This window comes from Leucobacter insecticola, assembly GCF_011382965.1.
GTDB lineage: Bacteria > Actinomycetota > Actinomycetes > Actinomycetales > Microbacteriaceae > Leucobacter > Leucobacter insecticola.
Genome location: NZ_CP049934.1, coordinates 264295 through 277842, shown reverse-complemented (window position 1 = coordinate 277842; position 13548 = coordinate 264295). Strand labels below are relative to the sequence as shown.

Genomic DNA, 13548 nt, shown 5'->3' with positions numbered 1-13548 from the left:
CCCCTCGGACTGCCAGTTATGCGCGATGTTCGCGCGATCTTTATGAGTGACACTGAAACGTTGCCCCCTTCGTTCTTCACACTTTCTTGCTGCGCATGCGCACGGCCAGGAGGCAGCGCGCAGCAAGAAAGTGCTATGAGTTGCTAAGGCAGACATTTGTCGCCTCGGATATTCAGAGTCAATTTGAAGCTGAATCTTACGTAGGAAAATAAGAATTTTGCGACACGCCGCAAAAATACTTCTCACGCGATAAGGTCAACCAAGTTTGCATCTTGATAAGATGTCGTTAAGGATGAACTCGAACTTTGCGTTTTATCGCAAAGGCGCACGGCCAGTTAACGCACCGCATCACATAACTTTACCAGCGCTTTCTGGGAGTTTGTCATAGCGGTATACCGACTCTTGGCTGCAATGTGCGGCAGAATTCGTTGGGGGACGACTGTGGGACTATTCGTAAATACGCATATGTTTCTGGGGCTTGTAGCAGGATCCATGCTGGGTCGATCTGTGAATAGCAACCGTGGGGATCGGAGTCTGTCTGATGAGCACTCTTAGTATGGGAGCGCCTAAAGATCAGGCACGGCAAGAAGAAATCGAGCTTCTCGCACGCGTGCGTGGTGGCGACGATGCTGCGTTTGGGGAGTTGTGGCTGCGGTATCGTCAGGCGGCGCTCAACGCCGCGCGTATGTTTACCACGCAGATGGACCATGAAGACATCGCGGCTGAAGCTTTCGCGCAAGTGTTTCGGCAGATGCGAAACGGGGGAGGTCCAACAACAAACTTTCGTGCCTATCTTGTGAGCACGGTGAGGAATATCGTCACTAAACGAGCGCTTGCTCCCACCGAAGTAAGTATCGATGGTTATGAAGATGCGCCATCGCCACACGATTGGGTTGAGGATTTCTCCGACGCAAGTCTGGAAAAAGTGATGCTGCGGCGGGCCTTTGAATCATTGCCGGAGCGTTGGCAGCACGTGTTGTGGCAGTCGGAAGTCTTTGGGGCCCGCAACGCTGAGCTGAGCGAGGAGATGCACCTGAACCCGAACGCGTTGTCGGCACTGGTGTTTCGAGCGCGAGAGGGTCTCAAACGGGCCTGGATCACCGAGAACCTCGGGGCGACGGGCGGCTCCCTCGACTGTAAGAGGACCATCGAGCGATTGCCCGCCTTCGCCCGAGGCGGGCTGCGCCCGCAAGACGCGAAACAAGTAAAGGCCCATCTGGCAACGTGCTCGACGTGCTCGCGCGCCTCACAAGACGCGAGTGCGCTCGCAAGTCAGCTCAAGTCGGCTTTGATCCCGAGCCTCCTCGCCGGCGGAAGCGTAGCGCCGCTCGCCTTCAAAGCGTTGACTCCCGAGGCTGTGAATGCGGCCGTCGCTGAGCAGATTATCTTGAAGCCGGCGGTGGTGAGCGTCTGGGGGTCAGTAACGACCAAGGTGGTTACCGGGGTGCTTGCGGCGTCCCTATTGACGGCCGGCGTTGTTGCGGTGGGGAACTTCCAGCAGACGCCCGTAGCCGAGACAGAGATCCCCGTATCTCCGCGTTCTGCAACCCCTAACCCAGACACCGCCGGGGATAGAACAACGCCCACGGATCAGGGGGATTTAGGAACGGAGGATGGCCGCTCTGCATCGGACGAGAATGGCTCAGCCGCAGGTGGTTCGGGAATGACGCTCGACGAGTCGGTGTTACTGCCGCCGGCTCCCAAGTTCACGTCCGTCAGCAACAGCGGTGAGAGGTCAACGATTGCCGCAGTCGAGGGTACAGCGCTCGCTGATGCAACAGTAACGCTGTTCCTTTCTGCTGCAACGCCTGAGAACCGTGTCGTAAGTGTCGTGGCGGAGCCCAATGGACACTGGCGTGCAGAGGTAAATGTTGCGAGGCTCGGATCGCACACGCTGCGCGCCTACCAGGTTGACGAGAGCGGACGTCGCTCTTCGGTGAGCAGTACTGAATTTGACTTCCGGTTAACCCAGCCAGAACTCATCCCTGCCATCACCTCGATTGACACGGCGGACGGCACGCTCCCGCCGACCATTAGCGGAACAGGCACCCCCGGGTCTTCGGTCATTGCGCGACTCAATGACACCGTGATGAGCACGCCGGTCGGGCTTGACGGCAGTTGGAAGGCGCAGCTCGATGCCGGTGCCGTCGTCGGCGCAAACACTCTCACGGTATGGGCCAGCGACCGGTTCCTGTTGAGGACATCGCCTACGGTTGAGGAAACATTTGAGCTATTCGCGCCAGAGGGCACGGCAACGGTGACCACCGAGGGTGTATTTGACCTGAGCGTTACAGCGATCCCGGGTCGCGCGATCCTTCTCAGCCAGGGCGAGAGCGGGATCTCCCATTCCATCGAGGTGTCAAAGGCCGTGAATGAGATGAGAATCTTTTTTGTCGGCGAGGCGTTTGATCTCTACCCGGAGAGCAACCACGCCGTCTTGAGCGTGCGATACCAGTCCGCAGACGGCAAACGGCTTGGCCCGGCAAACAAGATCGTGCTGTCCCCCTGAAACGGGAATGAGGCGTGAAGCGGGTGCCAGCGCAGCTACCACTCAGGCAGTACCCGCACAATGAGCGCGCCCGGATCCACCCGTCCGTTTGCGGCCAGCGCGAAACCAAAGTCGTCGCCGTCGAGCTGGATCGGCTCAGGTGTTGGCACCGAGACCGCGTAACTTTTGGCCTGCACATAAGTGACATTGCGGGTGTCGTTCACCAGATCGATAATCTTCCGACCAGCCTTTGATTTCCGTAAGACGCCGTTTTCCCAGCCGATCTTGTTCCAGATCCTGAGCCAAGAAAATGCTCCGAGCGGTTTCAACGCAACAACGTCAAGTAAGCCGTCGTCCATTTTTGCGTCGGGAATGAGCAGCACTCCACCTGGCATCAGCCCGCAGTTGCCGATCATCACTGTGAACACAGAGATGGATTTCATCTCGGCCCCGTCCACCGAGAAGTGGATCTGCAGCGGCTTGTCATTCAGCATCGTGCGTACCCCGGCGTCGACATACGCGAGCCAGCCGAGACGTTTCTTCAGGGTCGCTCGAGTCGCCGAGATAGTGCGAGCGTCGAGGCCCATGCCCGCCAGCACAAGAAACACGTGCTGATCCTCCGATTCGTCCTCCCTCACGATGGTGAGCACACCGAGATCGATCGCTCGGTTTACGCCGGTGAAGGCCGCCTTGATCGCTTCGCTCAATCTGCCGAGCGGAACACCGAGGTTCCGGGCGAGCAGATTGCCGGTGCCCTGCGGAACAACGACGAGCGGGACCCCGGTTCCTCGCAGCGCCTCGGCAACCGCGCGAATAGTGCCGTCGCCACCGCTCGCAATCACCACGCTTGCGCCGTCGGCGAGAGCGCGTCTTGCCGCCCCGAGACCGGCATCCTCTTCTGCGGTCTCATACCAGCGAGTCGCACCCCAGCCCGCAGCGTGTTCCTGAGTGGCAATTTCGGCGCGTAGCTTCGGCAGCTCCGTCTTGAGCGGGTGGTACACGACGGCTGCGCTAGGTTGCTGGCGCGTCGGGGTGCTCGTCATCTCACCAGGGTAGCGGCGAACCGGCCCCAACCGGCCCAGCTTTCAGAGGGTCGCGGGGTAAGCTAGCTCCTGTGATCGATCCAGTAGCGCTCCGCAATGATCCCGAGTCCGTTAAGCGTTCGCAGCGTGTGAGAGGCAATGACGAGGCGCTGGTGGACCACGCGCTTGCGGCAGACGCGTCACGCCGGGCCGCGCTGACCGAGTTCGAGTCGTTGCGCGCAGAGCAGAACGCGTTTGGCAAGCGTGTGAAGACCGCCGCAAAAGAAGAAAAGCCGGCGCTCATCGCCCACGCGCAAGAGCTCGCGGCGTCTGTCAAGGCGGCCGAGGCCAGCGCAAAGCAGGCGGACGCCGAATTTGAGGAGATCGCCGCTCGCATCGAAAACATCGTGATCGACGGTGTGCCGAGCGGCGGCGAGGAGAACTTCGTCACCCTGCGCGAGGTGGGCGAGAAGCCGAGCTTTGATTTTGAGCCGCGTGATCACCTTGAACTCGGCGAGATGCTGGGGGCGATCGACATGGAGCGCGGTGCCAAGGTTTCTGGTGCGCGGTTCTACTTCCTGCGCGGTGTGGGGGCCCGGCTTGAGATCGCGCTCATGAATATGGCGCTGGATCGTGCACTCTCCCACGGCTTTACGCCTCTGATTACGCCAACCCTTGTGAAGCCTGAGATCATGCACGGCACCGGGTTCCTGGGGGAGCACGCCTCGGAGGTGTATCACCTCCCTGAGCAGGATCTGTTCCTCACCGGCACGAGTGAGGTTGCGCTGGCCGGGTACCACGCCGACGAGATCATTGATCTGAGCGGCGGCGCCCTTCGCTACGCCGGGTGGTCGACCTGTTACCGCAGCGAGGCTGGATCTCACGGTAAAGATACGCGCGGCATCCTTCGCGTGCACCAGTTCAACAAGCTTGAGATGTTCGTCTACACCGACCCGGCAGACGCCGAGGCAGAGCACGATCGCCTGGTCTCCTGGCAGGAGGAGATGCTTCGCTCGCTCGGGCTGCACTATCGTGTCATCGACGTTGCCGCGGGGGATCTCGGATCCAGCGCCGCGCGAAAGTTCGATATTGAAGCTTGGGTGCCGACGCAGGGCACCTACCGTGAACTCACTTCGACGAGCAACTGCACGACCTATCAGTCGCGCAGGCTCGCGACCCGGTACCGCACCGAGGGTGGGAAGCCGGCCCCGGTTGCGACACTCAACGGCACTCTCGCCACCACCCGCTGGCTGGTCGCGATCCTCGAGACGCATCAGCAGGCGGATGGCAGCGTCGTTGTCCCGGAGGCACTGCGTCCCTACCTCGGCGGGCTCGAAGTCCTCACGCCCACCGGGCAGAAAGCGTAAGGTACATGCTGGCACGAGTGGCTCCCCAGGACCGACACATCATCGCGCTGGATCTGGACGGCACTGTGCTCAGTCACGGCGCTTTCGGTACGGCGGGCGGCGATCCCGAATCCGGATATATCTCAGCCGGGTTGCAGGCCGCGATCCGTGGACTCCACGAAATGGGTCACGAGGTCGTGATCTCGACGGGGCGGTCGGTCGACGCAACGCTTCCCGTTGTGGAGCGACTCGGGATCCGGCCGGAGTGGGTCATCGCGTGCAATGGAGCGGTCACGCTGAAGCGAGATGCGCTCGCGCCTCGTGCCTACCGGCGTGAATACGTGGAGGCTTTCGACCCGAGCGACGCGCTGCTCAGGATCCGGACCCAGCTGGTGAGTGCGCGCTTCGCCGTTGAACTGGCTGACGGCGGATTTCTGTACACGGAGGAGATCCCGACCGGTACGCTGCCTTCGCAGCAGAAGAAGGTGCCGTTTGAGGAACTGCTTGGTGTGCAGGCATCGCGGGTTGTTGTGGTCTCGCCGGATCACCACCTTGAGGACTTTTTGAGCGTTGTTGAGTCGCTCGGCCTGACCCATGTTTCCTACGCTATTGGTCAGACCTCCTGGCTCGATATCGCGCCGGATGGTGTCACCAAGGCGAGCGCGCTCGAGGTCGTCGCGTCGAAGCTGGATATTGACCGCTCCCGCGTGTTTGCTGCGGGTGACGGGCGGAACGATATCGATATGTTGCGCTGGGCCGCGCGTCACGGCGATTCCGTCGCGATGGGCCAGGCGGTGCCTGAGGTGCAGGCCGCGGCCGCGCGTGTCACTGGATCGGTCGAAGAAGACGGCCTGCTTGTGGCCCTGCGGCAACGCTTTCCTGAACTCTCGCTGGTGTAGCGCGGTCGGATGCTTTGATATGCTCTTTCGCGGAGGGTTGTCCGAGCGGCCGAAGGAGCTTGTCTTGAAAACAAGTGGGCGGAAACGTCTCAAGAGTTCGAATCTCTTACCCTCCGCGTGAAGAAACCCCGGTCAGATGCTGAATCTGAGACCGGGGGTTTCTTGGTTTTGGGAGGCTGATTTCCGGGCCCGGGCTTTATGCCACTCCGTGGGACTTGACCTTGATCGCACTGGGTTTGCGCCAATTGGGCGGCTACACTGGGAGTCATGAGCCCACAGGCCTTGACTCGAGCGGCAGAGTTGAGCTTGCATCTGCACAGCGCAACGCTGCCCTACCTGCGTTCGGACTGGCCCCGAGCTCAATCCATCATCCGAGAAAATCTTGCGCTCCAGCGTGGACTGGTGCGTTCGACGCTTGCTCATGGATGGCTCGACCAGTGGGAGACAGCTGCCGCGGAGGGTGTGGAGGCTGTGGTTCGCGTCGCCATGATGGGGGGCGAGCGTGGGGATGATCTCCGTCAAGTGTCCCCTCTCGCGGGTGTTCTCCCTAACGATGAACGGTTGCGGATCCTCGAGAAGGTTCGCAGTGCGGCTAGCTGATCTCGAACACATTATTCGGGCGTCCTGCCAACACCTCGGTCAAGACCAAATCATTATCATCGGCTCTCAGTCGATCCTGGGAACGTACAACGAATACGAACTGCCTGATGAATCCACCATGTCCGTTGAAGCAGACGTTGTCCCCATCTTTGATGACGCAAACGAATCACAATCCACCTTTCTTGACGGCGGTATCGGTGAGTTCTCGCCGTTCCATCAGCTCCACGGCTACTATGCACAGGGAGTCGGCCGACACACCGCGACACTTCCAGAGAATTAGCTACAGCGCCTTGTCCCGGTTTCTAGCGAAAACACAGGGTACTTCACCGGATGGTGCCTTGACGCGCACGATCTGTGCAGCGCAAAGCTGATCGCGAACCGGGACAAGGATCGGGCGTTCGTTGCTGCTCTGATCGAAAAGGACCTGGTCTCGGTCAGAACACTCAAAGAGCGCGTAAGAACAACGCCGACACCTGAAGCTACCCAAGCTATTGTTCACGACTGGCTGGCGATGTGGGACGAGCATCAACCCAACTATCGGCCCCCTTCGCTTCCGCACGTACCGGAAGATCTTCCCGATCATCCTGCCCGTGTGTTCGTCGCGTCCACGAACAGCGAGACCGACCCGCGGCCAAAGGGTCAGCGGCGGTAGGCTCGCGGCTGGTGCGAACCTGAGTAACGGGTTTCCTACCCTCACTCCACTCGGATCCCGGCGGCGCGAAGCGCCTCCGCCATCGCGGTATTCGCGGGCGGGGTGGCCGCTTTCGCCTTGCGGGCTGAGCCCGCTGGCGCCCGCCGGTCTTCGCGAGTCGACGGCTTAGGGGTGCGAGCACCCTTCTTTTCGCCGCCCACCTCATCGTCAAGCCGCAGGCTCAGTGAGATCCGCTTGCGTGCCACGTCGACGTCCATCACTTTCGCGCGCACCACGTCTCCCGGCTTGACGACGTCACGCGGATTCGTCACAAACTTGTCGCTGAGTGCCGAGATATGCACGAGCCCGTCCTGGTGCACACCGACGTCGACAAAGGCACCAAAGGCTGCGACGTTTGTGACCACCCCCTCCAGGATCATTCCGGGGCGCAGGTCGGAGACGGTGTTGACTCCCGCAGCGAAGGTCGCGGTGGTGAATAACGGACGCGGATCCCGGCCGGGTTTCTCCAGCTCAGCAAGCACATCGGTGACCGTTGGCAGCCCAAAGGAATCGCTCACGAAATCAGCTGCCCGCACCCGCGAGAGAGTCTGCGTGTTGCCGAGCAACTCGGTAACGGGTGTGCCGCTTGCCCGCGCGATCTGGTCGACAAGCGGGTAGCTTTCGGGGTGAACGCCGGAGACGTCGAGGGGGTTCTTGCCACCGCGCACGCGGAGGAACCCGGCGCACAACTCAAACGCTTTCGGCCCGAGCCTGGGGACCTTCTTGAGTGCGGCACGGGAAGCGAACGGTCCATTCGCCTCGCGGTGGCTCACAATGCTTTCTGCGAGACCCGATCCAATGCCCGACACCCGTGTGAGGAGCGGCACCGAAGCGGTGTTCAGATCCACGCCGACACCGTTGACGCAGTCTTCGACCACCGCATCCAGCGCACGAGACAGCGACACGTCGGGGAGATCGTGCTGGTACTGACCCACCCCAATCGACTTCGGGTCGATCTTTACGAGCTCGGCGAGCGGATCCTGCAGCCGGCGCGCAATCGACACGGCGCCGCGGATCGACACGTCAAGCTCCGGAAGCTCCTGCGAGGCGAACGCGGACGCCGAATACACCGACGCCCCGGCCTCGGACACCATCACCTTTGTCAGCTTGCGTTCCGGGCGCAGCGCGACGAGCTCGGCGGCCAACGCATCCGTCTCGCGAGAGGCCGTGCCGTTGCCGATCGCGACCAGATCCACCCCGTGTGCCGCGACGAGCGCATCAAGCCGGGTGAGCGCCTCCTGCCACTTGTTGTGTGGGGCGTGCGGGTAGATCGTGTCGTGTGCGAGCACCTTTCCTGTTGCATCCACCACGGCGACTTTGGTGCCGGTGCGCAGGCCCGGATCGAGCCCGAGGGTGGTGCGCTCGCCCGCGGGGGATGCGAGCAGCAGGTCTCGCAGATTCGAGGCAAACACGGCGATTGCCGCTTCTTCGGCCTGCTCGCGCAGCCGGCCGCGCACATCGAGCTCGAGGCGCAGGAGAATGCGTCCGCGCCAGCTGACCCGCACCGCTTCGAGAAGCCACGCATCGGCGGCCCGGCCCTGTTCGCTGATTCCAAAGTGCGTGGCAATCGCCAACTCGTAGGCGGTCACGGCGCGATCAGCGGGGGAATCTGGGCTGGTGTCGGGTTCGGGATCGATGCCGAGCGTCAGCACGCCTTCTTTTTCGCCGCGAAAGAGCGCCAGGATGCGGTGGGAGGGGAGCTTAGTCAGCGGCTCCGAAAAGTCGAAGTAGTCGGCGAATTTGGCACCCTTCTCCTCGGCGCCTTTCTTCACGCTCGACACCATGCGGCCCTCCCGCCACAGTCGCTCGCGGAGTCGCCCAATGAGGTTAGCATCTTCGCCGAAGCGCTCGGTCAGGATATTGCGGGCGCCGTCGAGCGCACTGCTCGCGTCGGGCACGTCCTTTTCCGAATCAACGTATGACTGCGCCGTGGCGACGGGGTCGAGGCTGGGATCCCCAAGCAGCGCGTCGGCGAGCGGTTCAAGCCCCGCTTCCCGCGCGATCTGGGCGCGCGTGCGACGCTTCGTTTTGTAGGGCAGATAGATGTCTTCAAGCCTCGCCTTGGTATCTGCGAGGTTGATTTGCTCGGTGAGTTCCTGAGTGAGCTTGCCCTGATCCCGAATCGCGTCGAGAATCGCCCCACGGCGCTCGGCCAGTTCGCGCAGGTACCGCAGCCGTTCTTCGAGCGTGCGCAGTTGCGTGTCATCGAGGCCGCCGGTGACCTCTTTGCGGTAGCGGGCGATGAACGGCACGGTCGATCCCGCATCAAGCAGTGCGATCGTGGCCTGCACCTGTTCGTCACGGACGCCGAGTTCTGTGGCGATCTGGTGTGCGATGGGTAGGGACTCTGGTGCTGGGGTGCGAGGCTGAGATGTCACCTCAATATCTTCGCAGGTCTGCGGGATGCGTTCGGCTCTCTCTAGTGCATCGGAGCTGACGTGTCTACAATGGGCATATAGCTAACCAAACTGCTCAGCTGTGGAGGTATGATGAGTGACACGCTTTCGCTCGAGGTTTCTGAGCTCACTTCTGGCTGGGAGTCAAGGGTTGTCGAATTTATTCGGCAGTCGCTTGATCGGGGCGGCAGGGTCGTATTGAGTTCTGAAACGCCGACGCTCACCCCGCAAGAGTTTGCGGAACACCTGCAAATATCGCGATCCACCGTAATGCGGCGAATCGGCGAGGGTGCGATTGCTGCGTCGCGTCGAGGGAATCGGTACCGCATACCAAAGTCCGAGGTCGAGAGATTTCGAGCGCTTTACGTTCGCGAGTTGGCGGCTTCGTTCGCTGAAGATTTCTAATGAGTCGCGTCTATCTCGACGCCAACGTACTTGTCCCGTCCATAGTCCGAGGGCTCTTGGTTATTGGGTAGCAATTCGCTGACTACACAGTTGTCTGGAGCGAACTATCTGAGGAGGAAGCTGAACGACATCAGCACTCAACAGCCGCGCCGATCAGTCAGCTCAGAATAAAGCATGGGTGGCCGGATCCGCTAGCCACCGTCACTGCCGGACACATCTCGGATACGGAAGGGAAGGACGCTCCCCACTTGCTGACCGCTGCCGAGGCGAATGTCGGAATCATCGTGAGTGAGAATATCAAAGACTTTGGGCGAAATGATTTGGAGCAGTACGGAATTACGGTCGTGCGTCCCGATGTGTTCCTTGCCGCGAGGCTTCCGTTTCGGGGGTACACATCGATACTTCAGCTCTTATCTGAGAACCGGGACAGGACGCCAAATTCTGTAGAACAAATACACGCGATCGAAGTTGTCGACAAACTTCCCGCGCTTGCTGAACGGTTCAGCGGTCACTTCAGTGTTCCACTACCTATCGGCAAGAGAATTGCGCCGAAGCTCTTGTTCCGTGGAAGTCGCTGCGTCTTGTGCTCTCGCATTGCGACGAAGGCGCAGTCCCCGGTGAAGGATGTGGGTTCGGTCCGAGCTGTTGGGAGCGAACGATACGGGCGAGCGGCTGAAACTAAGCGAGCGGGTGAGGCACCAGAGGGGTCTCGTCAAAGTCTTCATCTTCTTCGGGCTTGGGATCGCGAGCATCGGCATACGCAAATACGAGAGACGCCCCGGCGAGTGTGAAGGCGACGATGCCGAGCGGGTTGCACAGCGCGATGGACATCTCGGCAGAGAAGCTGGTGCCTGAGGCGAGGCTCAGGATCGACACGAGGTCGCCGTTCACGCTGTTGGGCACGGTCAAGCCGAAGCCGATGGCGCTTGCCCACGAGAGACTCAGGGTGACGATGGTGCTTCGGCCGGTGCGACGCTCCCTTTTGTGGGTGATCCCGATCCTGCGGGCCAGCCAGATGTGCACCGCGGCAAAGGTCACGCCGATGGTGGGGACGTACCACCAGGTGAGCGGGCCGCCGATTCCGAACAACCAGTGGCTTGCCGTCATCCACAGCGCCAGAATTACTCCAACGATTGCCACAATTCGGGGGCTCACGGGTACTCCTTTTTTCTTCGGCGTGGAGGGGGCGGCGCGCAATCGGTGCGCCCTCACTACTAGCCAACCAGATTTCGCAATGAGAAGCGAAAGGTGCTATTCTCGAACGGTTGTCATCGCAGGATGGCTACGCCCTGATAGCTCAGCGGTAGAGCACTTCCATGGTAAGGAAGGGGTCCCGGGTTCAAGTCCCGGTCGGGGCTCTGACTCTCTGGCTCGCACTTGTGCGGGCCAGTTTGGCTGAGTAGCTCAGCTGGTTAGAGCGCACGACTCATAATCGTGAGGTCGCGGGATCGAGCCCCGCCTCAGCTACAGAGAGTCACCAAGAACCCCCGCCCAGCCGGGGGTTTTTGCGTTGGGTAGCTCCGTGGAGCGTAAGGATCAGGCGCGAGGGAACCGTGCCGATGAGTCCCGCGCCAGGCAAGATTATCGGGCACATCCGGTCAGCAGCGCCTACGCCGGGTTGAAGCAGAACGGACCACCCTCGCACGGCGGTTGGCTCGTAATCATCCACCACAGAGCCGCCCAAATAAGAGCGACCGTGGCTAGGAGTATGCCGGCCAAGACGAGTGTGGCGATCGCAAGCCCGCGAGGTTCGCGGCGGATGAGCGACACAACCGCCAGCACGATCCCGCCGAAGTAGCCGAAGTAGCCGATCGGGCCAGACAGGCCCGCCCAGGGTTCGAGTTCGTGAATGCCGCTCTGAGCCAGGACGCCCCCGATGAACAGTACCGCCAGGAAGCAGGTCAGCGCGGCCCGCCCCCAGAACTCAGGGCTGCGCTTGCCGGGCTTCCCATGTTCGGTGCCGAGCGTGGTGGGGGTATCCGAGGACATCTTTCGAGGATAACCCTCAATCCGCCACCGGCGTATCGCGCGGCACATAATGCACGGTATCGGCTGCCCCAGGGCGCTGCGGTGGCTAGGGCCCCTGACGCCAACTCCCAGAACCAGTCTGCGCACGCCTGATACGGTTGAGGAATTGCGAGCGAGTGACCGGTTGAAACTTGGTGTTTTCCCGTCTGCCACGAACGCTCAAAGCACGGTCAGAGAACTCAATTGCTTGTGTAGTTCTGCCTGTCCTGAGAGTCGAAGTGCGCACATTCGCGCGCAACGCCGTGGAGAGAGGCAACTGAGTGATGACGTGCAAGAAGAGGGTAGCAATCATTGGGGCCGGGCCGAGCGGCATGGCACAACTTCGGGCATTCGAGTCGGCGGCTCGGCAGGGGCCGAGATCCCCGAGCTCGTGTGCTTTGAGAAGCAGCAAGACTGGGGTGGCCAGTGGAACTACACCTGGCGCACCGGGCTTGACGAACACGGTGAGCCCGTGCACTCGAGCATGTACCGTAACCTGTGGTCGAACGGGCCCAAGGAAGGGCTCGAGTTCGCCGACTACACCTTTGACGAGCATTTCGGGCGTCCGATCTCCTCGTATCCACCGCGTCCGGTTCTCTGGGACTACATCGCTGGCAGGCTACAACACTCCGATGTGCGCAAGTACGTGCGTTTTGAGACGGTTGTGCGTCTCATTGAGTTCAACGACGAAGACAAGCAATTCACCGTCATCAGTGAGCACCTCCCGAGCGGGGATACAACCGTCGAGGTCTTTGGCCATGTAGTTGTGGCGAGCGGTCACTTCTCCTTCCCGAACACCCCTGAACTGCCCGGCATCGAGACGTTCCCGGGTATGGTTTCGCACGCGCACGACTTCCTTGGCGCCGAGTCCCTCAAGGATCTCGACGTGCTCGTTGTCGGATCAAGCTATTCCGCGGAGGACATCGGCAGCCAGGCATACAAGATGGGCGCCAAATCGGTGACGGCGAGCTATCGCAGCGAGCCCATGGGATACGACTGGCCCGCTGGCTTTGAAGAGCGTCAGGGCATTGAGTGCATCGCAGGCAATACCGTCACGTTCGGTGATGGGACCTCGCGACACATTGATGCAATCGTGTTGTGCACAGGCTATGCGCACAAGTACCCGTTCTTGCCGCACGAGCTCGCGCTCTCGGGTCCGAACACCGTATACCCCGCGGGTCTCTACCGCGGGGTCGTGTGGCAGCAGAATCCCGGACTCTTCTACCTGGGGGCGCAGGACCAGTGGTTCACCTTCAACATGTTCGATGCTCAGGCCTGGTACGTGCGTGACCTGATCATGGGCCGTGCGGATCTCCCCGATGCCGCCGAGCGTGACGCATCAATGGCATCCTGGCATGCGCGATTTGAACGGCTCCAGGGGTCGAGTGACGAGATCCGCTTCCAAGCTGAATACGTGCGAGACCTTATCCAGCAGACCGATTACCCGGAGTTTGATCTTGACGAGGTGGTCAACATCTTCTTGGCCTGGAAACTCGACAAGAAGGACGACATCATGGGCTACCGAGATCGCTGCTACCGCTCGGTGATTACCGGTACGATGGCCGCACCTCATCACACGCCGTGGATTGAAGAACTCGATGACAGTCTCGAACGCTACCTGGCCGCTGCGCGGGCTTGAGCTTCAGGGCTGCTGAGTCAGCGTAGACCGGGAACAAAGGGGTACTGAGATTGCG

General features: G+C 61.0%; 10 protein-coding genes and 3 tRNA genes. 9 read left to right on the top strand and 4 right to left on the bottom strand.

What is annotated here, in order from left to right; translation table 11 throughout:
• Nucleotides 1-541 precede the first annotated feature (541 nt).
• Nucleotides 542-2509 (top strand): sigma-70 family RNA polymerase sigma factor, encoded by a 1968-nt coding sequence (locus G7067_RS01250; protein WP_166321392.1) that lies wholly within the window; start codon nt 542-544, stop codon nt 2507-2509.
• 35 nt (nt 2510-2544) lie between these two features.
• Here G7067_RS01250 and G7067_RS01245 read toward each other — a convergent pair whose 3' ends face one another.
• Complete coding sequence (locus tag G7067_RS01245; protein ID WP_166321391.1) at nt 2545-3531, bottom strand: diacylglycerol/lipid kinase family protein; 987 nt, start codon at nt 3529-3531, stop codon at nt 2545-2547.
• A gap of 71 nt (nt 3532-3602) precedes the next feature.
• Here G7067_RS01245 and serS point away from each other — a divergent pair, with 71 nt between their 5' ends.
• From serS to G7067_RS01225, 4 genes are all read left to right on the top strand, one after another.
• On the top strand, nt 3603-4877 hold the full coding sequence (gene serS / locus G7067_RS01240; protein WP_166321390.1) for a serine--tRNA ligase: 1275 nt from the start codon (nt 3603-3605) through the stop codon (nt 4875-4877).
• A 5-nt stretch (nt 4878-4882) separates the two neighbouring features.
• Nucleotides 4883-5755 carry an HAD family hydrolase gene (locus G7067_RS01235; RefSeq protein WP_166321389.1) on the top strand — a complete coding sequence of 291 codons (873 nt, stop codon included), beginning with the start codon at nt 4883-4885 and terminating at the stop codon, nt 5753-5755.
• 31 nt (nt 5756-5786) lie between these two features.
• Nucleotides 5787-5871, top strand: a tRNA-Ser gene (locus G7067_RS01230).
• Between the two features lie 470 nt (nt 5872-6341).
• Complete coding sequence (locus G7067_RS01225) at nt 6342-6635, top strand: hypothetical protein (protein ID WP_166321388.1); 294 nt, start codon at nt 6342-6344, stop codon at nt 6633-6635.
• Between the two features lie 413 nt (nt 6636-7048).
• Here the strand turns inward: G7067_RS01225 and G7067_RS01220 are convergent, their stop codons facing one another.
• On the bottom strand, nt 7049-9424 hold the full coding sequence (locus tag G7067_RS01220; protein WP_244301171.1) for a Tex family protein: 2376 nt from the start codon (nt 9422-9424) through the stop codon (nt 7049-7051).
• A gap of 108 nt (nt 9425-9532) precedes the next feature.
• Here G7067_RS01220 and G7067_RS15075 point away from each other — a divergent pair, with 108 nt between their 5' ends.
• Nucleotides 9533-9847: a helix-turn-helix domain-containing protein gene (locus G7067_RS15075; RefSeq protein ID WP_425280688.1), complete on the top strand. Its 315-nt coding sequence runs from the start codon at nt 9533-9535 to the stop codon at nt 9845-9847.
• A 678-nt stretch (nt 9848-10525) separates the two neighbouring features.
• On the opposite strand, the gene G7067_RS01210 is transcribed toward G7067_RS15075, so the two are convergent.
• Nucleotides 10526-11002, bottom strand: coding sequence for a hypothetical protein (locus tag G7067_RS01210; RefSeq protein ID WP_244301170.1), 477 nt, complete (start codon nt 11000-11002; stop codon nt 10526-10528).
• Between the two features lie 131 nt (nt 11003-11133).
• On the opposite strand from G7067_RS01210, the gene G7067_RS01205 reads away from it, so the two are divergent.
• Nucleotides 11134-11205, top strand: a tRNA-Thr gene (locus tag G7067_RS01205).
• A 35-nt stretch (nt 11206-11240) separates the two neighbouring features.
• Nucleotides 11241-11314: transfer RNA gene (locus tag G7067_RS01200), tRNA-Met, on the top strand.
• Nucleotides 11315-11455: 141 nt separating this feature from the next.
• Here the strand turns inward: G7067_RS01200 and G7067_RS01195 are convergent.
• Complete coding sequence (locus tag G7067_RS01195) at nt 11456-11836, bottom strand: hypothetical protein (RefSeq protein ID WP_166321386.1); 381 nt, start codon at nt 11834-11836, stop codon at nt 11456-11458.
• 307 nt (nt 11837-12143) lie between these two features.
• Here G7067_RS01195 and G7067_RS01190 point away from each other — a divergent pair, with 307 nt between their 5' ends.
• Nucleotides 12144-13493 (top strand): NAD(P)-binding domain-containing protein, encoded by a 1350-nt coding sequence (locus tag G7067_RS01190; RefSeq protein ID WP_341872848.1) that lies wholly within the window; start codon nt 12144-12146, stop codon nt 13491-13493.
• Nucleotides 13494-13548: the final 55 nt, after the last annotated feature.